The organism is Pseudomonas meliae, from assembly GCF_001400515.1.
GTDB lineage: Bacteria > Pseudomonadota > Gammaproteobacteria > Pseudomonadales > Pseudomonadaceae > Aquipseudomonas > Aquipseudomonas amygdali.
Window position 1 is genome coordinate 22749 of record NZ_LJQT01000098.1, and the last position, 23545, is coordinate 46293.

General features: G+C 61.0%; 14 protein-coding genes and 1 pseudogene. 12 read left to right on the forward strand and 3 right to left on the reverse strand.

The features are described from left to right. Window positions 1–39: 39 nt before the first annotated feature. Window positions 40–651: a tRNA-(ms[2]io[6]A)-hydroxylase gene (gene miaE / locus ALO64_RS04515; RefSeq protein WP_003368536.1), complete on the reverse strand. Its 612-nt coding sequence runs from the start codon at window positions 649–651 to the stop codon at window positions 40–42. A gap of 96 nt (window positions 652–747) precedes the next feature. Continuing rightward, on the reverse strand, window positions 748–1218 hold the full coding sequence (locus ALO64_RS04520) for a DUF1289 domain-containing protein (protein ID WP_002554470.1): 471 nt from the start codon (window positions 1216–1218) through the stop codon (window positions 748–750). 402 nt (window positions 1219–1620) lie between these two features. On the opposite strand from ALO64_RS04520, the gene acnB reads away from it, so the two are divergent. Continuing rightward, the gene (gene acnB, locus ALO64_RS04525; RefSeq protein ID WP_004665908.1) at window positions 1621–4221 is read left to right on the forward strand and encodes a bifunctional aconitate hydratase 2/2-methylisocitrate dehydratase; all 2601 of its coding nucleotides are present in this window, start codon (window positions 1621–1623) and stop codon (window positions 4219–4221) included. 278 nt (window positions 4222–4499) lie between these two features. After that, a complete protein-coding gene (gene mntP / locus ALO64_RS04530; protein WP_002554472.1) occupies window positions 4500–5069 on the forward strand; it encodes a manganese efflux pump MntP in 570 nt (189 codons plus the stop codon). A gap of 90 nt (window positions 5070–5159) precedes the next feature. Here mntP and ALO64_RS04535 read toward each other — a convergent pair whose 3' ends face one another. Further along, window positions 5160–10025: an NAD-glutamate dehydrogenase gene (locus tag ALO64_RS04535; RefSeq protein WP_044343715.1), complete on the reverse strand. Its 4866-nt coding sequence runs from the start codon at window positions 10023–10025 to the stop codon at window positions 5160–5162. A gap of 368 nt (window positions 10026–10393) precedes the next feature. Between ALO64_RS04535 and ALO64_RS04540 the strand changes: the two genes are divergently transcribed. The 10 genes and pseudogenes from ALO64_RS04540 to ALO64_RS04585 all read left to right on the forward strand — a co-directional run bounded on the left by ALO64_RS04540 (window position 10394) and on the right by ALO64_RS04585 (window position 23521). Then, window positions 10394–10753 (forward strand): hypothetical protein, encoded by a 360-nt coding sequence (locus tag ALO64_RS04540; protein WP_002554474.1) that lies wholly within the window; start codon window positions 10394–10396, stop codon window positions 10751–10753. A gap of 46 nt (window positions 10754–10799) precedes the next feature. Then, a complete protein-coding gene (locus ALO64_RS04545; protein WP_044343714.1) occupies window positions 10800–11546 on the forward strand; it encodes an amidohydrolase family protein in 747 nt (248 codons plus the stop codon). A 210-nt stretch (window positions 11547–11756) separates the two neighbouring features. Continuing rightward, a complete protein-coding gene (locus ALO64_RS04550) occupies window positions 11757–12716 on the forward strand; it encodes an AAA family ATPase (RefSeq protein WP_044343713.1) in 960 nt (319 codons plus the stop codon). Window positions 12717–12720: 4 nt separating this feature from the next. Further along, on the forward strand, window positions 12721–13665 hold the full coding sequence (locus ALO64_RS04555) for a DUF58 domain-containing protein (protein ID WP_002554477.1): 945 nt from the start codon (window positions 12721–12723) through the stop codon (window positions 13663–13665). Then, complete coding sequence (locus ALO64_RS04560) at window positions 13662–14156, forward strand: DUF4381 domain-containing protein (protein ID WP_044343712.1); 495 nt, start codon at window positions 13662–13664, stop codon at window positions 14154–14156. The genes ALO64_RS04555 and ALO64_RS04560 overlap by 4 nt, the downstream gene beginning before the upstream one ends. Next, complete coding sequence (locus ALO64_RS04565; protein ID WP_044343711.1) at window positions 14149–15219, forward strand: VWA domain-containing protein; 1071 nt, start codon at window positions 14149–14151, stop codon at window positions 15217–15219. Before ALO64_RS04560 ends, ALO64_RS04565 begins: the two co-directional genes overlap by 8 nt. After that, on the forward strand, window positions 15216–16934 hold the full coding sequence (locus tag ALO64_RS04570; RefSeq protein ID WP_005731344.1) for a VWA domain-containing protein: 1719 nt from the start codon (window positions 15216–15218) through the stop codon (window positions 16932–16934). The genes ALO64_RS04565 and ALO64_RS04570 overlap by 4 nt, the downstream gene beginning before the upstream one ends. Further along, window positions 16931–18589: a BatD family protein gene (locus ALO64_RS04575; RefSeq protein ID WP_044343710.1), complete on the forward strand. Its 1659-nt coding sequence runs from the start codon at window positions 16931–16933 to the stop codon at window positions 18587–18589. Before ALO64_RS04570 ends, ALO64_RS04575 begins: the two co-directional genes overlap by 4 nt. Window positions 18590–18631: 42 nt before the next feature. Continuing rightward, window positions 18632–19876, forward strand: a complete 1245-nt coding sequence (locus ALO64_RS04580; RefSeq protein ID WP_044343709.1) for an exonuclease SbcCD subunit D C-terminal domain-containing protein — start codon at window positions 18632–18634, stop codon at window positions 19874–19876. Then, window positions 19873–23521: pseudogene (locus tag ALO64_RS04585) on the forward strand (AAA family ATPase). The gene ALO64_RS04580 and the pseudogene ALO64_RS04585 overlap by 4 nt, the downstream one beginning before the upstream one ends. Window positions 23522–23545: the final 24 nt, after the last annotated feature.

Genomic DNA, 23545 nt, shown 5'->3' on the forward strand with positions numbered 1-23545 from the left:
GCTGGCAAGGCGGTCGTTTTTGAAGGTGCGCGCGGGGAATCAGGCGGCGACGGGCACACCACTGTGAAAGCGAAACTCTTCGTCAGGGCTTTCGATCAGCTCACGCTCGGCCAGACGGATTTCCTCGATCTTGGCATCGACATCAGCCTTGTCGCCGTAGCTGTAAGCCAGCTTGAGATAATCCTGAAAATGCCGCGCTTCGGATTTCAGCAGGCCGCCGTAGAATTTGGCCAGTTCTTCGTCCAGGTGAGGCACCAGCGCAGCGAAGCGCTCACAGGAACGGGCCTCGACAATGGCACCGACGATCAGCGCGTCGGTCAGTCGGTAAGGATTGTGATTGCGCACAAGTTTGCGCAGCGCTCCGGCATAACGCGCCGAGCTGATGTTGGCCATAGGGATCTGGCGCTTTCTGATTATGCTGATCACTTGCTCGAAATGGCGCAGTTCTTCCCGAGCCAGACGCGACATCTTGCTCAACAGGTCGAACTTGTCGTTGTACTGAAACATGAACTGAAACGCAGCCCCGGCCGCCTTCTTCTCATTGTTCGCATGGTCGATCAGCAAGATATCCAGGTTGCGCAACGCGGCCTGAACCCAGCTGTCGGGGGTGCGGCAAAGCAGGAAGGCTTCGATTTCGGGGATCGGGTACATAAGCTCACAGAATGACAGAGAGACAAAGCCCGGCATTATACGAGGAGCGACGATGCCTCGCGATACAAATGCATGCAATGAAGGACGGCTGCCTGATCAGGCCCCGAACGCATCGCGCAGAAAGCCCGGTGCGATGTAACGCTGATAATGCGCCTCGGACAGCAGGAAAAACTCGCGATCGATCGCATCGCGCAATTCCGGCAGCGTCCAGTCACGAAACTCCGGCAGCAGCACAAAGCCGTAGGCCTCAACCTGACTGATGACCCGTGCGCCGCGCGCGATCAACTGGTAGGCCCAGCAATACTCGGACTGATGCGGCACGAAACGGATCTTGCGCTGGGTGAGCTGCGCGCGCAGCTTGTCGGCATCGAAGACTTCAAGCTTGGCAGTCATCACCTGGACCAGCAATTGTTCCAGACGCAGCCATACCGCTCTTTTTTCATCCTCGTTATAGCCGTTCCAGTGGATGACCTCGTGGTGGAACCGCTTGCAGCCACGGCACACCAGGTCCCCATAAACAGTGGAGCAAAGGCCGACGCAGGGGGTTTTGATAATGTAATCGGGCATGTCAGGCAGGACTGGGGAAGGCGAAACAGGGGCTCATGTTAGCCCTTTGTCTAAGCAAGTTCACCCCCGAAGATGTAGGGGCTAACTTACCTTTAGCGAAGTTTTGGCGTAGAATCAGCGAGCCTTTTAAGGCGCCAATGTCCGTTGGAAGCTGTTTTCAAAGCGTCACGAGCACAGTCAGGTTAACCCCGCATTGCGGCGTCGACAGGCCATTCCCTCATCAAGAATGGCCGTGTCGACCGTCACTCCCCCCGTTCTGCAGGCGTAAAACTTTGAAAACAGCTTCTGTTAGGAATCGCCGCCCCCCTGCCAACAAGGCTCAATAAGCCTTGCGTGGGTACGGACGATTTCTGGATGAGCGTCCCGGACACCCATTTGGGACCACTGATGAGGGTTAATACTGTGCTTGAAGCCTACCGTAAACACATCGAAGAGCGTGCCGCCCAGGGCATCGTGCCCCAGCCGCTTAACGCCGAACAAACTGCAGGCCTGGTCGAGCTGCTGAAGAATCCCCCGGCTGGCGAAGAAGCTTTCCTTGTCGATCTGATCACCAACCGCGTTCCGCCAGGCGTTGACGAAGCCGCTTACGTCAAGGCCGGTTTCCTGTCTGCCCTGGCCAAGGGCGAAGCCACTTCTCCCCTGATCGACAAAAAACGTGCAACCGAACTGTTGGGCACCATGCAGGGCGGCTACAACATCGTCACCCTGGTTGAACTGCTCGATGACGCCACCCTCGCGCCGGTCGCCGCCGAACAGCTCAAGCACACCCTGCTGATGTTCGATGCCTTCCACGACGTGGCCGAAAAAGCCAAAAACGGCAACGTTCACGCCAAGGCTGTCTTGCAGTCCTGGGCTGACGGCGAGTGGTTCAAGAAGCGTCCGACGCTGGCCGACAAGATCAGCCTGCGCGTCTTCAAGGTCACCGGCGAAACCAACACCGATGACCTGTCCCCGGCACCTGATGCCTGGTCCCGTCCGGATATCCCGTTGCACGCCCTTGCCATGTTGAAAATGGCCCGTGACGGCATCGTTCCAGACGTTCAGGGCTCTATCGGCCCGATGAAACAGATCGAAGAAATGCGCGGTCAGGGTTTCCCTATTGCCTACGTCGGCGACGTGGTCGGTACCGGTTCCTCGCGTAAATCGGCAACCAACTCGGTACTGTGGTTCTTCGGCGACGACGTTCCTTACGTGCCGAACAAGCGTGCCGGTGGTTTCTGCTTCGGCAGCAAGATTGCCCCGATCTTCTACAACACCATGGAAGATGCTGGCGCCCTGCCAATCGAATTCGATGTCTCGAACATCAACATGGGTGACGTGATCGACGTCTACCCGTACGCCGGCAAGGTGTGCAAGCACGACAGCGACGAAGTCATTACCACCTTCGAAATGAAGACCCCGGTGCTGCTCGACGAAGTTCGCGCAGGCGGCCGTATTCCGCTGATCATCGGTCGCGGCCTGACCAGCAAGGCGCGCGCCGAACTGGGCCTGCCTGAGTTCGACCTGTTCAAGACCCCTGACCAGCCAGCCGAAAGCACCAAGGGTTACACCCTGGCGCAGAAGATGGTCGGCAAGGCGTGCGGCGTTGCAGGCGTTCGTCCTGGCACCTACTGCGAGCCGAAGATGACCACCGTCGGTTCCCAGGACACCACTGGCCCGATGACCCGCGACGAGTTGAAAGACCTGGCATGCCTGGGCTTCTCGACCGACCTGGTCATGCAGTCGTTCTGCCACACTGCAGCCTATCCAAAGCCTATCGACGTCAAGACGCACCACACGCTGCCTGATTTCATCATGACCCGCGGCGGCGTTTCCCTGCGTCCAGGCGACGGCATCATCCACAGCTGGCTGAACCGCATGCTGCTGCCGGACACCGTCGGCACCGGTGGCGACTCGCACACCCGCTTCCCGATCGGTATCTCCTTCCCGGCCGGTTCCGGTCTGGTGGCGTTTGCCGCTGCTACCGGCGTCATGCCGCTGGACATGCCTGAGTCGATCCTGGTTCGCTTCAAGGGCAAGATGCAACCCGGCATCACCCTGCGCGACCTGGTTCACGCCATTCCTTACTACGCCATTCAGGCTGGCCTGCTGACCGTAGAGAAGAAAGGCAAGAAGAACGCATTCTCCGGCCGCATCCTGGAAATCGAAGGCCTCGACAACCTGAGCATCGAGCAGGCTTTCGAGCTGTCCGACGCCTCTGCCGAGCGTTCGGCTGCCGGTTGCACCATCAAGCTGGCCAAAGAGCCAATCATCGAATACCTGAATTCGAACATCACCCTGCTGCGCTGGATGATCGAACAGGGTTACGGTGATCCTCGCACCCTGGAGCGTCGTGCTCAGGCGATGGAAGCCTGGGTTGCCAACCCGGAGCTGCTGGAAGCCGACAAGGACGCCGAGTACGCCGAAATCATCGAAATCGATCTGGCCGACGTCAAAGAGCCCGTGCTCTGCGCGCCGAACGACCCGGACGATGCCCGCCTGCTGTCTTCGGTACAGGGCGAGAAGATCGACGAAGTGTTCATCGGCTCCTGCATGACCAACATCGGCCACTTCCGCGCTGCGGGCAAGTTGCTGGATCAGGTCAAGGGCCAGCTGCCGACGCGTCTGTGGCTGTCGCCGCCGACCAAGATGGACGCTCACCAGTTGACCGAAGAAGGCTACTACGGCATCTACGGTAAGGCTGGCGCGCGTATGGAAATGCCGGGCTGCTCGCTTTGCATGGGTAACCAGGCACGCGTGGAACCGAACTCGACCGTAGTGTCGACGTCGACCCGTAACTTCCCGAACCGTCTGGGTGACGGCGCGAACGTCTACCTGGCCTCCGCCGAGCTGGCGTCCGTTGCTTCGATTCTGGGTCGCCTGCCGACCGTCGAAGAGTACATGGGCTACGCCAACCAGATCGACACCATGGCAGCGGACGTGTACCGCTACCTGAGCTTCGATCAGATCGCCGAGTTCCGTGAAGCTGCTGCGAACGCCAACATCCCGGCCGTTCAAGTGTAAGCACGAAAGCAGGCGTTAAAAGAACCCCATCCTCGTGATGGGGTTTTTTTGGCTTGAATCATCCCCGTACATATATTTTTCACATTCGGATGGCTATAGTAGCGGCCCTTGTTGGGGAGTAGCCTGCTCTTGACTCCGGTCACTGAGCGTTCGCATCAACATTCTCGGCTGCATGCCGTGGTGCGGACACCTTCTGGTTGGCGAGACCAACGATGCATCCATGCCTAAAGTCGGGCGTGTGGTTGCGTCGTTGACTCATAGCCCGACTGGATATAACCGTGAACCCGATTTCCCTCCTCTTTCTCGCGCTTGCCATGTCCACGGACGCCTTTGCTGCGGCCCTTGGTAAAGGAGCAAGCCTGCATAAACCGCGCTTTATCGAAGCGTTGCGTACCGGTTTGATATTCGGCGCTATCGAGACCATCACCCCGGTGATCGGTTGGGGCATCGGTCAGGTCGCCGCCCGCTTCGCTGAAAGCTGGGACCACTGGATTGCCTTCACCTTATTGCTGGTACTGGGCCTGCACATGATCTACAACGGCATCAAACACGATGACGATGAAGAACAGGAAAAACCCGGCCAGCACTCGTTCTGGATTCTCGCCGTCACCGCATTCGCCACCAGCATCGATGCACTGGCGGTCGGCGTAGGTCTGGCATTTGTCGACGTCAATATCGTGATTGCCGCCCTGGCGATTGGCTTGGCAACCACGGTAATGGTCACCATCGGGGTGATGTTGGGCCGAGTGCTCGGCACCATGGTCGGCAAGCGCGCTGAAATCGTCGGCGGTATCGTATTGATCATCGTCGGCGCGACGATTCTGTACGAGCACCTGTCAGCGGCTTGATCGACAGCCTGAAGCCTGTAACCACGCACAAAAAAACCGCATCTTTCGATCGATGCGGTTTTTTTGCTTACGGCCTTGCTACGACAGCGGTCAGACCGTCAGGGCCTGCCCACTCATGGCCAGGTCCAGCAGCTCACGGTTGGCAACGGCGTACATGGCGTAATCCGTGCCGCTTGCCGCACGAAGCTCGACCAGCATGGCACGCCAGCGCTCGACCATCAGCGAGTGCTGCTCCAGCCACAGGGCCAGACGCGCATCGATTTCCGAAGGACCGTCAGCCATTTGCAGGACCGACACGGTGATCGCCCGCTGTTGCCAGTCGACATCGTCACGGAACGCTTCACGCGCCAGGGCCTGCCAGTTGTTTTCCACCGGCAGGCTGCTGATCTGTTGCAAGTACCAGGTGATGTCCAGCGCGCTGCCCACGGCAAAGTACGCCTTGGCCACGTCGGCAGCGTTCTGCCCGGTCACGTCGGAGGCTTCGATGATCGGCAGCAGCGTGTACAGGTGCGTCGTACCCGCCACCATACGCGCCAGCAGTTCCGGCACACCGGCTTCGACATAAGCCTGATAACGCGTCTGCCATATCTCGCGGGTAGGCCCGTCTTCCAGCAACTCGTCAAGCTTGAGGCCCAGTGCGGCGAGGTGCGGACCGAAGTGCGCCACGTCACGACCGGCATCCAGCTCGTTGCGACGACTGCGCAGGAACCAGCGCGTTGCACGACGCCCAAGACGCATCAGTTCATCCATCAGCGCCAGCTGGATCTCGGCGGAAACCTTGTAGTCCAGCGCTTCGATCTGACGGAACCAGTGCGGCAGGTGGAAGATGTCGCGCACAATCACGTAAGCACCAGCCACAGCCGCAGCACTCATGCCGGTCGACTCCTTGAGCCGCTGCACGAAGGTGATGCCCATGTGGTTGACCAGATCGTTGGCGATCTGGGTGCTGACGATCTCGCGTTTCAGACGATGACTGCGCATGGCCGTTGAAAATCTGGCCCCCAGCGATGGCGGGAATGCAGTTTCCATATCACGCGCCAGATAACCATCATCCGGCACACGGGATTCCAGCAACGCTTCCTTGAGGTCGATCTTGCTGTAGGAGATCAATACCGACAGTTCGGCACGGCTCAAGCCCTGTTTGGCCGCCACCCGCTCGGCGATCTGCTCTTCAGCAGGCAGGAACTCAATGGCGCGGTCGAGCTTGCCACGGGCCTCCAGGTCATTCATCAGACGCTTGTATTCAGCAATCCGCTCGTAAGCACGGCGTGCTGCCAACGACAGTGCCTGAGTCTGCTTGTAGTTGTTACCCAGCACCAGGTGGCCCACTTCGTCGGTCATGCTTTCGAGCAGCTGGTTGCGCTGCTTCCCGGTCATGTCACCGGCCTGCACCACCTCGTTGAGCAGGATCTTGATGTTCACTTCGTGGTCGGAGCAGTCCACACCACCGGCGTTGTCGATGAAGTCGGTGTTGGTCGCGCCGCCATTGAGGCCGAACTCGACACGGCCCAGCTGGGTCATGCCCAGGTTGCCACCCTCGCCCACCACCTTGCAGCGCAGCTCGTTGCCATCGACGCGCAGCGCATCGTTGGCCTTGTCGCCCACGTCGGCGTGCGACTCTTCGCTGGACTTCACGTAGGTGCCAATACCGCCGTTCCACAACAGATCGACCGGAGCCTTGAGCAGCGCGTGGAGCAATTCGGTCGGGGTCAGCTTGTCAGCCTTGATGTCGAAGCGCGCCTTCATCTGTTCGGTAATGGCGATGCTCTTGAGACTGCGCGGGAAAATCCCACCGCCAGCGGACATGATGCTGGTGTCGTAGTCGGTCCAGGACGAGCGCGGCAGATTGAACAGGCGCTGGCGCTCGACAAAGCTGCTGGCCGGGTCCGGATTCGGATCGATGAAAATGTGCAGGTGGTTGAATGCGGCAACCAGTTGCAGCTTGTCGGACATCAGCAAGCCGTTGCCGAACACGTCACCGGCCATGTCGCCGATGCCGATCACACTGATGCTGTCCTGCTGGACATTGATGTCGCGCTCACGGAAGTGACGCTGCACGCCTACCCACGCGCCCTTGGCGGTGATGCCCATCTTCTTGTGGTCATAACCGGCCGAACCACCGGACGCGAACGCGTCACCCAGCCAGAAGCCGTAGTCGATGGCGATGCCGTTGGCGATGTCGGAAAAGGTAGCGGTGCCCTTGTCGGCTGCGACTACCAGATACGGGTCATCATCGTCATGACGCACCACATTGACCGGCGGTACCAGCACGCCTTCCTTGAGGTTGTCGGTGATGTCCAGCAGCCCCGAGATGAAGATGCGGTAGCAGGCAATCGCTTCAGCCTGCACCTCATCACGGTTGCCAGTGGTCGGCAGACGGCGCGGCACAAAACCGCCCTTCGCGCCGACCGGCACGATGACCGAGTTCTTCACCTGCTGGGCTTTTACCAGGCCCAGCACTTCGGTACGGAAGTCTTCTTCGCGATCAGACCAGCGCAGGCCGCCACGCGCCACGTTGCCGAAGCGCAGGTGCACGCCTTCGACGCGCGGCGAGTAGACGAAGACTTCAAACTTGGGCACCGGCTTTGGCAATTCGGGGATCAGGCGCGGGTTGAACTTGAAGCTGAAATAGCCCTTGCTGTGCCCGTTGGCATCAGCCTGATAGAAGTTGGTCCGCAGGGTCGCCTTGATCAGGTCCAGATAACGACGCAGGATGCGGTCTTCGTTGAGCACCTGAACGTCGTCCAGGGCAGTCAGAATCGCCTGTTCCAGACGCAGCTGCTTGTCATCCAGATCGTCGGAACCCAGCTTGCGCGCCAGGTAGAAACGGGTCTTGAACAGACGCGTCAGCTCGCGGGCAATGTCGGTGTGGTTGTTCAGCGTGCTGGCGATGTAGCCCAGATCGAAGCCCAGACGAATCTGCTTCAGATAGCGCGCATAGGCACGCAGCAGCGCCACGTCGCGCCAAGTCAGACCGGCAGTCAGCACCAGACGGTTGAACGCATCGTTTTCGGCGTCGCCGCGCACGATATGCACGAACGCATCCTGCAAGGTGTCATTGAGCTGTTGAATATCGAGGTTCAGACCTTCGCCATAGGTAAAGGCGAAGTCATGAATCCAGAATTCGCGACCATTGGCGTGGTGCAGGCGATACGGGAACTCGCCCAGTACACGCAGACCGAGGTTTTCAAGAATCGGCAACACATCGGACAGTGCCAGCGGTGTGTCGGCGTGATACAGCTTGCAATGCAATTGCTGGCGGCCACCAGCCAGTGGCTGATAGAAGCTCATCACCAGCGGATTGGTTTCGCTCAGGCTCAGCACGTGCTGCATGTCGACCACCGCCGAATGCGCAGCAAAGCGCTCGCGGTAGCCGGCCGGGAAACCTTTCGGGAAATCGGCCAGCACGTTGGTGCCGTGGGCCTCGCCAAAGCTCTCGACCACAAGACTGGCGTAGTCGTCTTTCCACGAGCGACAGGCCTGAATGACTTCGTTTTCCAGCTGGGCAACGTCGATGTCCAGCTTGACCTTCGGATCGACCCGCAGGATCAACTGCACACGCGCCAGCACGGATTCAGAGAAGAACGTCCAGAACTCGCAATCGCTGGCTTTCAGGCGATCCATCAATACCTGCTGGATCTTCTGGCGCACTTCGGTTGAGTACACGTCGCGCGGCACATAAGCCAGGCAGTAGCAGAAACGGCCGTATGGGTCCTTGCGCAGGAACACGCGAATCTTGTTGCGCTCCTGAATCTGCACGATGGACATGACCGTAGTGAACAACTCGTCCACCGGCGTCTGGAACAAGTCGTCACGGGGCAGCACTTCGACGACCTGCGCCAACTCCTTGCCCAGGTGCGCCTTGGCGTCGAAACCGGAACGGCGCTCGACTTCTGCGACCTTGCGACGGATGTACGGGATCTGCCGTACGCTCTCGCCATACACCGACGAGGTGTACAGGCCCATGAAGCGACATTCCTTGATGACCTTGCCCGAGGCGTCTATCTGCCGGATCGACACGTAATCCGGATAGGCCGGACGGTGTACGCGGCTTGGATGCGCAGCCTTGGCAAACGACAGCAGCACCGGCTCTTGCAGGTATTTCACTGCGTAGTCTTCGATGTGCAGCTCTTCGCGGGTCAGACCGGGGCGTAACAGTCGGGTCAGCCCCAGGAAAGACGACTCGTCATACACCAACTGGCCGCCTTCGGCGTCGTTGCGTACTTCAAACTCTTCATAACCCAGAAAGGTGAAATGATTATCCACCAGCCATTGCAGGAAGACCTTGATCTCGGCCTTCTCTTCGACGTCGGTATTGGATTCGTTGGCATCGATACTGGCCAGCAGCTCATGCAGACGCGCTTTCATCGGCCCGAAGTCTTCGACGGCAGCACGTACCTCGCCCAGCACCTGCTCCAGCTCCAGCTCGCGAGCCAGCACATTCAACTCGCTGACGTTGGCGCAGCGGTCGATCTCCAGGTACATCAGCGATTCCTGCAGCACGTCCTCGCCGGTGGTGCCCTTGGGCAGCAGCTCCAACAGTTCGCCAGCAGCGCCGCGACGCACGCTCAGTACGGTGGTCTGCAGGGTGTGGATGCTGTAACCGCGACGGTTCAGCTCGGTACGCACGGAGTCGACCAGAAACGGCAGGTCGTGATGCAGCACTTCAACGGCAGTATGAGTCGACTGCCAGCCGTGGCGCTCGTAATCAGGGTTGTAGACCCGGACCTGCGGGTGAGCGTGTTCGAAACGCTCCAGCAGGCGCCATGCGGACAAGGTGCAGCCTGCCAGGTCGGACAGACGCCGCTGGGTGAGTTCGTCGAGGGAAATGATGCCGAAGAATTGCTCGGCAAACAGCGCCACTTGTGGCAGTGCCTGTTCGCTGATGTGCTGAGCCAGTGCCGCTTGCAGTTGATGCTGGAAGTCGGCCTTGCTGGCTGCGGTGAAGAACGCCATCTGTGGTACTCCGCTTTGGCTTTTATTGGGGAGGCTTGAAGAAGGTGTTGCGACCGGTGTGCCCTTACATTCACTTGCGTGGGCATAACCTGATCGAGTGTAAAGCTAAAGTACTAACGCGCGCTGTGTCAGGGTAGTCACATTTGAATGCGGGAATAAAAAAAGCTGCGCGCATCCGACACCGTACACCACTCGTCTGCCATGCAGCTTAACGAGAGCTGACGGCGTGCTGCTTACGAGGCTGCGACATATTCGGTCATCAGGTCGCGTTAAAATCCGCACGATGGTGCCAAACATCCCCGACAAAATTTACTCGGGACTGGCAAAATCCCCCTGACGCCTCAGTTGCCAAGACCCGGAGCCCCATCATGCAAATCAAGACCGCCAGCCTCATCGCCAACCCGTGCGACGACGAATACGACGACATGGCGCTGCTTTGCTGCCACGCAGAGAACGGCGTGCTGTTTTCCCTGACCCGCTTCCCGGACGAGAACGAAGTGGAAATCACTGTCAGCGATGAAAAGTCACTGAATGTGTCCAGCCTGAAAGTCAGCTTCAGTGCCGAGCGCCTGTTGGTGGAAATCACCCCGGAGGACGCGAAGCAGCTCGATGGCCACCACCAGTATGAAATTCTGCACGGCACCGACGCAGCCGAGCTGCAGGATGTTCACCACACGCTACAGATCATTCTTGAAAACGTGGGCGAGTACACCAGCACGATCAGTTAACGGGCAAAACCGCTAGAGTGAGTACTTCGCCGTACAGGAGCCCGTCATGAACCGCATTTTCGACGCCCACTGCCATATCATCGACCCGCACTTCCCGCTGATCGCCAATAACGGCTACCTGCCGGACCCGTTCGGCGTCGGAGACTACCTTGCGACGGTCCAGCCGCTGGGCGTTCAGGGCGGCGCGGTGGTGTCCGGGTCCTTTCAGGGCTTTGATCAGGGTTATTTACTTCAGGCGCTGCGCTTGCTGGGGCCGGGCTTCGTCGGTGTCACTCAACTGCCCGCCAGTGTCACCGATACTGAACTGGACACCCTCAATGCCGCAGGCGTGCGCGCCCTGCGTTTCAATCTCAAGCGCGGCGGCTCGGAGCAGCTCGACCAGCTGAAAGCGCTGGCCGTGCGAGTGCATGAACGCGCAGGCTGGCATTCGGAGCTGTACATCGACTCCCGAGAACTGGCGGAAATAGAAACCCGTCTGCTGAAATTGCCAGCGATCAGCATCGATCACCTGGGATTGAGCGCCGAAGGATTGCCTGTGGTGCTGCGTCTTGCCGAGCGCGGTGTGCGGGTCAAGGCCTGTGGTTTTGGACGCGTTGACTTCCCGGTGCGCGAAGCACTCAGGGATATCCATGCCGCCAATCCGAATGCGTTGATGTTCGGCACTGACCTGCCCTCCACGCGAGCGCCCCGCCCTTTCCAGCCTGACGATATCGAATTGCTGATCGACGCACTGGGTGAAGGCGGCGCCCGTCAGGCGTTGTGGGATAACGCAGCTGAATTCTATCGGCTCTAACCCTGCCGCATTCGACGGCCTGAGCCCATCTTCCTACACGCTCATACACAGAACATGTAGGGCAATTCCCAGCTAAATGACGTATGCGTCTCTAAATGCAATAAAAAACGCGGTAGTCGTTAGTCGATACCTGCCTGGATGGATTAAAGTATCGCCCCCAGCTCAGCAGTCACCAGACACAGCTGATCACCCTGCCAGGAACCGTCACCGATGGAACATCGTGAAGCGCTGATTGCGCTGCGAACCTTTCTTTCAACGCAGATCCTTGGCCAGGAAAAGCTGATCGAACGCCTGCTCATCGCCCTGCTTGCCGACGGTCACATGCTGGTCGAAGGCGCACCCGGCCTGGCCAAGACCAAGGCCATCAAGGAACTGGCAGAAGGCATCGAAGCACAGTTCCACCGCATTCAGTTCACCCCCGACCTGCTGCCTGCCGACATCACCGGTACGGAAATCTATCGCCCGGAAACCGGCAATTTCGTATTCCAGCAAGGGCCGATCTTCCACAATCTGGTACTGGCCGACGAAATCAACCGTGCGCCGGCCAAGGTTCAGTCAGCGCTGCTCGAAGCCATGGCCGAACGCCAGGTGAGCGTGGGCCGCAGCACCTACGACCTGTCACCGCTGTTTCTGGTCATGGCCACCCAGAACCCCATTGAGCAGGAAGGCACCTACCCGTTGCCAGAAGCTCAGCTCGATCGTTTTCTGATGCACGTCAAGATCGGTTTCCCGGATGCCGCCGTCGAACGCAAGATCCTGCAACAGGCGCGTGGCGAAGCCCTGAATGGCGAAACCAAGCCGGAACGCCGTGTCAGCCAGCAGGCGATCTTTGCCGCACGCAAGGAAATTCTCGGCCTGTACATGGCCGATGCGGTCGAGGAGTACCTGGTGCAACTGGTCATGGCCACCCGGACCCCGGCCAAATTCGACCCGGAACTGGCCGAGTGGATTGCCTACGGTGCCAGCCCGCGTGGTTCCATTTCGCTGGACCGCTGCGCCCGCGCACATGCCTGGCTGGCCGGACGTGACTTCGTCAGCCCCGAAGACATTCAGGCAGTGCTGTTCGATGTATTGCGCCACCGGATCATCCTGTCGTTCGAAGCCGAAGCTGCCGGTATCGATCAGGATCGCGTGATTCAGCGCATCCTCGACGTCGTGGCCGTCGCCTGAGCCCATGCAACCCTACCTGATCCCCCAGCCGGGCATCCGCGTCAGCCTCAGCGAGCTGATCGAGATGCGTCATCGGGTGCGGGAAGTGCAGCTGTTCTCCACGCCCAGCCAACGCAGCCCGTTGATCGGCCTGCACCATTCCAAACTGCGTGGGCGCGGCGTGGATTTCGATCAGGTGCGGGTCTATCAGGCTGGCGACGACGTGCGCAGCATCGACTGGCGCGTGACCGCACGCACTCAGGAGCCGCACACCAAGCTTTTCCACGAAGAACGCGAGCGGCCGATTTTCATTCTGGTGGAGCAAAGCCGTCGATTGTTCTTCGGCTCCGGCCTGATGTTCAAGTCGGTACTCGCGGCCCAGGCTGCCGCGCTGATCGGCTGGGCCGCACTGGAGCACAACGACCGGGTCGGCGGGCTGGTGTTCGGCGATAACGAGCACTACGAGATCAAGCCCCGACGCAGCAAACAAAGCCTGTTGCAGTTGCTCAACCGACTGGTGCGGGTCAATCAGTCACTGCACACCGAGATCCCGGCAGACCGCGATGCCTTCGGCACTGCGCTGCGTCGCGCCCGGGAAGTGCTGCGCCCTGGCAGCCTGGTCATCGTGTTGTGCGACGAACGCGCCCTTTCCGATGCTGCCGAACAACAGTTGAGCCTGCTGTCACGCCACAGCGACCTGCTGTTGCTGCCATTGTCCGACCCACTGGACCGTGCGCTGCCCGCTGCGGGCCTGCTGCGCTTTGCCGAACGCGGCGCGCAGCTGGAGCTCGATACCCTCAACCCCGAACTGCGCCGCGCCTACCGGCAACAGGGCGAAGACCGCTCTGCGCGCTGGGAATTGCTCGCGCAGAAACTGCGGGTATTGCTCATGCCCTTGAGCACCCAGGCGGAACTCGTTGAACAATTGCGCGAATACCTCAACGCAAAGCGTCCGGTGAAGCGCAAATGAATCCGCTTGATCAGCTCGAGCCGCTGATTGCTCCCGAGGCCGTCGGCTTTTGGCCGCTTGCCCCGGGGTGGTGGCTGCTGCTGTTGCTAATCCCGACAGCGGGCTGGGGCCTGTGGCGTTTGCGTGTACTGCTGCCAGTCAAGGCGCGCAAGGTTCGCAGCGAACAACCGCTGGACCCGGTTCGCCTCGCCGCCCTGGCGGAACTCGCCAGCTTGCCCAAACCCTACGATGGCGCACCGGCAGGTGCCTGGCTGCAGCAGATCAACGGCTTGCTCAAACGCCTGTGCCGCAACCATTATCCGCACAGCCAGAGCCACACGCTGAACGGCCGAAAATGGCTGGCGTTCCTCGACAACCGCTGCCCGGCGGCAGGCCTGACGCGCTGGATGATTCTGGTCGAAGGTGCCTACAAACCCGAGTGCAAGCTGGACGACAAGGCCATCACCGGGCTGACCCAGGCGGTTGATACCTGGATCCGCAAACATGTTTGAGTTCGTCTGGCCCTGGGTTTTCGCCCTGCTGCCGCTGCCGTGGCTGATGCGCGCCCTGCTGCCCATGGCCGACAGCGGCGAGCCGGCGCTCAAGGTCAGTTTTCTCAGTGAACTCGAAGGGCTGAGTGGACGCCGCGCCAAGGCCAATCTGCCGATCTGGAGACAGCGTGCGCCCTTTCTGCTCATCTGGCTGTTGCTGTTGATAGCCGCAGCGCGACCGCAATGGCTGGGCGCGCCACTGCCAGTGGCTGCCAGCGGGCGCGACCTGCTGGTGGCTGTCGACGTGTCCGGTTCCATGGACTACCCGGACATGCAGTGGAAAAGCGATGAAGTCAGCCGACTGGTGCTGGTGCAACAGTTGCTCGGTGACTTTCTCGAGGGCCGCAAGGGCGACCGGGTCGGTTTGATCCTGTTTGGCACTCAGGCTTTTGTCCAGGCACCGCTCACCTATGACCGGCGCACTGTAAGGGTCTGGCTTGACGAGGCAAAAATCGGTATTGCAGGCAAGAACACTGCGCTTGGCGATGCTATCGGTCTGGGCCTGAAACGCCTGCGCCTGCGCCCGGCCACCAGCCGCGTGCTGGTGCTGGTGCTGGTGCTGGTCACCGACGGTGCCAATAACGCCGGTCAGATCGATCCGATCACTGCCGCGCGGCTGGCTGCCGAAGAAGGCGTAAAAATCTACCCCATCGGTATTGGCTCGGACCCCGACAAGGACGCGCTGCAAAGCGTCCTCGGCCTCAATCCGAGCCTTGATCTGGACGAGCCGACGCTCAAGGAAATCGCCAGCCTCAGTGGCGGCCAGTATTTCCGTGCTCGCGACGGCGACCAACTGGAAAAGATTCGCGCCACCCTGGACAGCCTGGAACCGGTTGCCCAGCAGCCCACCCAGGCACGTCCGGCGCAGACGCTTTATCAATGGCCGCTGGCGACAGCCTTGCTGTTGAGCGTACTGCTGGTACTGCGTGAACTGTGGCCAAACAATGCGCTGCAACGCCTGCTGACTGTCGTGCGTTCCGTCAACTGGCGTGAGCGCGTCAAAAGCCTCTGGAGGTCGCGATGATCGCCTCTCTGTGGCCGCACTGGTTTCGCCCCGAATGGCTGCTGATCCTGCCGTTGCTGGCGCTGTTGATCTGGCGGCTCTGGCATCGGCAGAAACGCGCCGGACGCTGGCAAATGCTTCTGCCGACCCATTTTCATGCCGTCCTGCTCAACGGTGGGCGCGGCAGCAACAGCAAACTGCAGTGGGTCGCACTCGGGCTGGCATGGCTGCTGGCGCTTTTCGCGTTGCTGGGCCCCAGCTGGCAACGCGTCGAACAGATCAGCCAGAAACCGGTCGATCCGCTGGTGGTGATACTTGAACTCACCCCGCAGATGCTCGCCACCGACACTGCGCCCACCCGCCTGGAACAGGCGAAACGCAAACTGCTGGACCTGTTGCAAAAGCGCAGCGATGCGCAGACCGCCATCGTCGTCTATGCGGGCAGCGCACACACGCTGGTGCCGCTGTCCGATGACCTGGTCACCAGCCATAACCTGCTGGAAGCCATCAGGCCGTCGATCATGCCCATGACCGGCCAGCGTGCCGATCTGGCGGTCCAGAAAGCCCTGCACCTGCTGAAACAGGGCGCACTGGGCCAAGGGCGAATTCTGCTGATCACCTCGTCACTGAGCGAACAGGAACGTCAGGGCATCCGTACGGCGTTGCGCGGGCAATCGCCGCCGTTGCTGATCCTTGGCATCGGTACGGCTGACGGCGCGCCGGTCATGCAGGAAAACGGCAGCCTGCTCAAGGACGACCAGGGCGCCATTCTGGTGTCGCGCCTGGACAGCAACAGCCTCAACGAATTCGCCGATCAGGTCGGCGGCAGCTATCGTCAGGCACGAGGCGATGAAGAAGATTTGCACAGCCTTGGCCTGCTGGCCAGCCCCCAGCACATGAGCAGCGACGGGCAGGTCGTGCAACTCGATACCTGGGCCGATCAGGGCCACTGGTTCCTGCTCCCGCTATTGTTGATCGCAGCCCTGGCTGGTCGGCGCGGCTGGCTGTTCTGTCTGCCGCTGCTGTTCATGTTTCCGCAGAACAGCCAGGCGTTCGAGTTTCAGGACCTGTGGCTGCGTCCCGATCAACAGGGCCAGCGGCTACTGGAGCAGCATCGGCCAGCCGAGGCCGCACAACGCTTCGAAGACCCGCGCTGGAAAGGCGTGGCCTTTTACCAGGCCGAAGACTACGTCAGCGCCGCCCAGCAGTTTGCCGAAGGCAACAGCGCCGCCGACCATTACAATCGCGGCAATGCCCTGGCGCGCAGCGGCGAGCTGGCGGCAGCACTGGATGCCTACGAACAGGCCCTGGACCGCCAGCCCGAGTTTCCCGCGGCACAAACCAACCGGGCGCTGGTACAAAGCCTGCTGGACAAGGCCGATGTCCAGAAGCCTGCCGAGGATGAACAGAACAAGGCCGATCAGGGCGAAGAAGGCCAGCAAGCGTCACAGGACCCCAACAGCAGTGCATCGCCAGCCGATCAGAACCCGTCCCGCTCGGATCAGCCCGGTGCCAGCGAGAGCCTGCCGCCAGACGTCAGCGGTCAGGCCACCTCAGGCGAATCGGCGGACGACGAGCAAACTACCCGCCCACCGCTCCAGGCCGCAGACACCCCTATTACCGGCGAGCGGCGTCAGGAACTGGAACAGTGGCTGAGGCAGATTCCGGATGATCCGGGCGAGCTGCTGCGGCGCAAATTTCGCTACGAACAGCAACATCAGGAAAAGACCCGATGAGTCGCGTGTACACCTTATTGATCGGCCTGCTGCTGAGCCTGATCAGCTTGTCATTGCAGGCTGCGCAACTGACCGCCAGCGTCGACCGCACGCGCCTGAACGCCGGGGAAACTGTCGAGTTGACGCTGGAAACCGATGATGTGACGCAGTTCGGCAAGCCGGACATGAGGGCCTTGGAAAGCAGTTTCGAGGTGCGCGACACGCGCCAGCTCAACAGCCTGAAAACCCTGGACGGCAGCAGTCAGGCCACCACTCGGTGGATCGTCACCCTGCTGCCTCGCGAGACCGGCAGCGTGTTGATCCCGTCGTTGCAGCTGGGTGAGCTGAAAAGCCAGCCACTGACGCTACAGGTTCTGCAAAGCGAGCCCCAGGACCCAGGCAGCCATCTGGCGTCGATCTTCATCGAAGCGAGCCTTGATCAGGACAGCGTCTATGTTCAGGCCCAGACCGTGCTGACCCTGCGCGTCTACCACTCGGTGTCGCTGTTCGACGACAGCAGCCTGAGCCCTTTGCAAGTACCGGACGCACGGGTTGAAAAACTGGGTGATTCGCGCACCTACGAAAAGCTGATCAATGGTGTGCGTCATGGCGTGATCGAAACACGCTACGCGATCTATCCGCAGCAAAGCGGCGTGCTGAAGATACCGGCACAAGTGTTCAGCGCTACGCTGGTGCAGACACCTGCCGAAGGCTCGCAAGGCCAGGATGCCAACCCGTTCGGCCCGCAACCAGGTCGATCGGTGCGGGTCAAATCCGCCGAAGTGCCGTTGACCGTCAAACCCAAGCCCGCCGACTACCCGGCTGATGTCGCCTGGTTGCCGGCACGCAGTATCAGCCTTGAAGAGAGCTGGAGCCCCGAGCCCGGCACCACTCAGGTCGGCGATTCACTGACCCGCACCCTCATACTCAAGGCCGAAGGCCTGGCCGGTGCGCAACTGCCACCCTTGCCGCCCACCGAAGTGCCCGGCCTGCGGCGTTATCCGGATCAGCCACAGCTGCGCAACCTGCCCAGCGAACGCGGCCTGATCGGTACCCGCGAAGAACGCGAGGCACTGGTGCCAACCCGCGCCGGGGCAATTGACCTGCCTGCGGTTGAAGTGACCTGGTGGAATACCCGTGAAGATCACCTGGAACACACCAGCCTGGCCGCACGTACCCTGCAGATCAGCAGCAACCCCGGCCTGGCAGTGGACACGCCGGTGAACAACGACATGAGCGGCGTGACGGTGATCGGCCCGCCGGTCTGGCCGTGGCAACTGAGCACGCTATTGCTGGCCTGCACCACCTTTTACGGTTTCGCCCTGTGGTGGCGGGCCCGCGGGCAGCCGGCAATCGCCCGGGCCGTGCAGACCGGGCCCAGCCCGCGTACCGTCCTGGATGACCTCAAACGCGCCTGCCTGGCCAACGACCCTAAAGGCACCCGTCAGGCACTCGACGCGTGGGCACGCCAGCAGCCGGAAACCCTGGCCGAAATGGCCGCGCGTTTCGTGCCGCTGTCCGATGCACTGGACGGTCTGAACGGCGCGCTTTATAGCGAGACCGGCAAGCTGTGGCTGGGTGAAGACCTCTGGCGCGCCGTGCGCAAGCTGCCCGCCGCCGAACATATCAAGGACCCGGCAGGCGATGCCGGGTTGCCACCGCTGTATCCCAAGTGAGGATGCAGCTCAGGCAACACCTCTACACGACAAGGTAAACCAATGCGTCTGTTTCACACCTCTGACTGGCATCTGGGTCAGAACCTGCACGGTCAGGAGCGGGATTTCGAACACGCCTGCTTTCTGACCTGGCTGCTGGCCCGTCTGGCCGAACGAAAACCTGATGTACTGTTGATCGCGGGCGACATCTTCGACACCGTCAACCCGCCGGTCAAAGCGCAGGAACGCCTGTACGACTTCATCGTCAACGCCCATGAACGGCAGCCGCTGCTGACCATCGTGATGATCGCAGGCAACCATGACTCCGGCTCGCGTATCGAACTCCCCGCACCGTTGATGCGCCGCTTGCGTACTCACGCACTGGGCAGGGTGATGTGGCTGGACGACGGTGTGCTGGATGCCGAACGCCTGCTGCTGCCGTTGCCGGACGCAGAAGGCAACGTCAAAGCCTGGTGCCTGGCGCTGCCCTTCCTGCGCCCTGCCGAAGTCACCGGCCCGACGCTGGGTGACGACTACCTGCGCGGTATCGGTCGGGTTCATGAGTTGCTGATCGAAGCAGCCAACCTCAAGCGCCAGCCAGGTCAGGCACTGATCGCCATCAGCCACGCGCACATGGCAGGCGGTTCGGTCTCGGAAGACTCCGAGCGCAGCCTGATCATCGGCAACGCCGAAGCCCTGCCGGCCAGCCTGTTCGGGCCGAGCATCACCTATGTTGCGCTGGGCCATCTGCACAAACCGCAGCGGGTCAATGGCGAGGAGCGCATTCGCTACAGCGGCTCGCCGATCCCGCTGTCCTTTTCGGAAATCAGCTATCAGCACCAGATTCTGGAGATCAATTGCGACGGCGAGACGCTGACCAGTGTCGAGCCGCTGCTCATCCCTCGCGCCGTCAACCTGCAACGCCTGGGGCCTGCGCCCTTGGCCGATTTGCTGGTACAGCTCAAGGCGCTGCCGGACATCGACCTGCTTGCCGACCCGGACCGCCAGCCGTGGCTGGAAGTGCGCGTGCGTCTTGATGAACCGCAACCGGACCTGCGCAACCAGATCGAAACCGCGCTGCAAGGCAAAGCCGTGCGGTTGGTGCGCATCGGTGCTGGATACGCCGGTAAAGGCAGTGCCGACGGCAACGAGGGTGAAGCCGCCCTGATCGAGCTGGACCAGCTAACGCCTCAGGAATTGTTCAGCCGTGCCTGGCAGGACAACTTCGGCAGCGAGGTCGACGAACAGACCCTGACCGATTTCGCCACGCTGCTGCGTGAAGTCCAGCAGGAGAGCGAACAGCCATGAAAATCCTTGCCATTCGCCTGAAAAACCTTGCCTCGCTGGCCGGGCCGTTTGAAATCGATTTCACTGCCGAGCCGCTGGCCAGCGCCGGTCTGTTCGCCATTACCGGCCCGACCGGCGCAGGTAAAAGCACCCTGCTCGACGCCTTGTGCCTGGCGCTGTTCGGAGCGATTCCGCGGCTGAGTAATATCGGCCAGTCCAAGGTCCCGGACATCGACGGCGACATCACCACCAGCGACCCGCGCACCCTGCTGCGGCGTGGCACGGGCAGCGGTTACGCAGAAGTAGACTTTATCGGCATCGATCAGCGGCGTTATCGCGCCCGCTGGGAAACCAACCGCGCACGCGACAACGCGACCAAAAAGCTGCAGGCCAGCCGCCAGACCCTGACCGACCTGGACAGCGAACAGGTGCTCAGCAACCAGAGCAAGCGTGAGTTCGAGCAACTGATCGAGCAGCGTCTGGGGCTGAATTTCGAGCAATTTACCCGCGCCGTGATGCTCGCTCAGAGCGAGTTCAGTGCCTTCCTCAAGGCCGACGACAAGGAACGCAGCGAACTGCTGGAGAAGCTGACCAATACCGCTATCTACAGCCAGCTCGGGAGGCGCGCCTACAGCAAGAGCAAAGAGGCCGAGGAAGCGCTTAAAACCCTTACCGCCCAAGCCAGCAAAATCGTCCCGCTGGCTCCGGAGCTGCTGGCCGAACTGGAGCAACGCCTCAACGACGCACAGCAGCAGCTCAAGGCGCACCAGGCACAGCAAAGGCAACTGGAAATCAAACAGCAGTGGCTGATCGAGCTACACCGCCTGCGCGATGAACAGCTTGCCGCGCAGGAGGCGATCACCCGTGCTCAACAGGCCTGGGACGACCAGAGCGGTGCACGTCAGACCCTTGGCCAACTGGAACGCCTGGGCCCGCAACGCCACCGTTTCGCGCGTCGAGTCACGTTGAACGCCCAGCTCAACCCGCTGGCGGAACAGATTCTTCAGCATCAGCAACAGCAGGCTTCGCTGCAAGATCAGCAGCGACAACTGGAGACCCACCGCACCCAGGCGCAGGCCAGTCTGCTGGAGGCCCAGCAAAACCACAGCAGCGCCAAGCCACTGTTGCAGCAGGCTTTTGACACACAGAACACGCTTAACCACCTGGCTCAGGAACTGGCCAAGGTGTCTGACCTGCATCAGCAAACCGGGCAGCGTTGTACTGAGGGTCAGGCCAGCCTGCACATTTTGCTCGACCAGCAGCAACTGGTTTCGCAGCGCCTTGAACGTATTGCCGGGCAGCTGGAGCACAGCAGCGAACTGGCCCCCCTGGCTCAGGCCTGGAGCGCCTGGCGCGACCGCCTGAAATCCCTCACGCTGATCGCCAACCGCCTCAAGCACGGACAGAGTGAACTGCCTGCACTGCAGCAACGTGCCAGCACGGCCGATCAACAGTTGACCGAGCAACGCAACGCGCTGGAATTGCTGTACCGCGAAGCCGATTGCGAAGTGGATGCGGTCACCGAACAGGTACAGATTCTCGGCAGCCTGCTGCAGGATAATCGCAAGCAGCAACGCGCGTTCGAAGACCTGGCTCGTCTGTGGGCCAGCCAGCAGGACGTAGACCGACAACTGGCCGATCTGGCGCAGCAACAGCAAAGCGCTCAGCAGCAACGCGAACAGCTCAACAGCGAAGGCATTCGCGTTCGTGATGAACTGACCGTCGCCGAACAGACCCTGACCGTTACCCGGCAACTGCTGGAACGTCAACGCCTGGCGCGCAGCGCCAGCGTTGAAGAATTGCGCGTCCAGTTGCAGGACGACCAGCCCTGCCCGGTCTGTGGCAGCATCGAACACCCTTGGCATCAGCCGGAAGCTTTGCTGGAAAGCCTCACGCAACATGATGACAACGAGCAGGCCAGCGCGCAGAAGGCGGTGGACCAACTGACCGAACAGCGCAACCAATTGCGCGAGCAGGTTGGCGGCGTGATCGCTCGCCAGAAAGAGCTGCTGCGTCAGCACGAACAGCTCACCCTGCGCCATCAAACCCTTGCACCGGACCTGAAATCTCATCCCCTCGCGGCTCAATTGCTCGACCACGACCCAGGCAAGCGTGACAGCTGGTTGAGCCAGCAATTGAATAACCTGAGCGAAGTCATCACCCGTGACGANTGAGCAACGCCAGGAAGCGTTGCTGACCCTGCAGAAAGACGCCGCCCGCTTGCAGCAACAACTTCAGGCAGCCACAGAAGCCAGTCAGACTGCGGCGAGCCATGTTGCCGAGCAGCTCAAGCAGCTGGACGTCGACAGGCAGCGGCTGGACGAAGAACTGAGCGCATTCACGCCGCTGGTCTCGCCACACGTGCTTGAAGGGCTGCGCAGCGATGCATCGGCGACAGTGATGCAGCTTGAGCAGCAGGTGACTCAGCGTCTGGATCAACTTGAACAGCAACACGAAGAGCAACAGGAGCAGAGCGAGCGCCAGCAGAAGATCGAAAAGCAACAGATCGAGCAGCAGACTCGCCTGCACCGCCAGACCGAACTGGCGCAGGAAGTCGCCCGGCTAGGCGAGCAGCAACAGGCCAGCCAGCAGGCACTGACCGGCTTGCTGGGCGAGCATGCGACTGCCGAGCACTGGCAACAGGCGCTGGAAAACGCCATCGAGCAAGCCAGGCAAACCGAAAGCTCGGCCGCCGAGGCTCTGCAGCAGATTCAAAGCCAGTTGATCCAGCTGGCTGCCGAACTCAAGTCCGCCCAGCAACAACAGCAATCCTTGCAGCAGGAACTGGCTGAACTTGATGTGCAGATCAGCGAGTGGCGCGGCCAGCATCCCGAGCTGGACGATACCGCGCTCGACACGCTGCTGACTTACGATGACGCGCATGTCGAGCAACTGCGTCTGCAACTGAACGCTACCGACAAAGCGCTGGAGCAGGCAAAAGTATTGCTGCAGGAGCGCGATCAGCGCCTGCAACAGCATCAGGCGCAATACAGCGACCTTAGCGACAGCACGCAACTGGCGGCAGCGCTGCAACAGGCCCATGAACAGTCCGCGCTCGGCGAGCAGCAATGCGCCGACCTGCGTGCCGAACTCAGCGAAGATCAGCGCCGTCGCAACGCCAACAGCGAGTTGCAGGCGCGCATCAACGATGCCAATGACGAATACCTGCGCTGGGCACGCCTGGCATCGCTGATCGGCTCGGCCGAAGGCGACAAATTCCGCAAGATCGCCCAAGCCTACAACCTTGACCTGCTGGTCCACCATGCCAATGCGCAGCTCCGGCAACTGGTGCGCCGCTACCGCCTGAAACGCGGCGGCAGCATGCTCGGCCTGCTGGTCATGGACACCGAAATGGGCGACGAACTACGCTCGGTTCACTCGCTGTCGGGTGGCGAAACCTTCCTGGTCTCGCTGGCGTTGGCGCTGGGACTGGCGTCGATGGCCTCCAGCACGCTGCGTATCGAATCGCTGTTCATCGACGAGGGCTTCGGCAGCCTCGACCCGGAATCGCTGCAACTGGCGATGGACGCACTGGACGGCTTGCAGGCACAGGGTCGCAAGGTCGGCGTGATCTCCCACGTACAGGAAATGCATGAACGGATTCCGGTGCAGATCAAAGTGCGTCGCCAGGGGAATGGGTTGAGCACAATCGAGGTGGGTAACTGAAAGACCTGTGACGCGGAGCGTCAC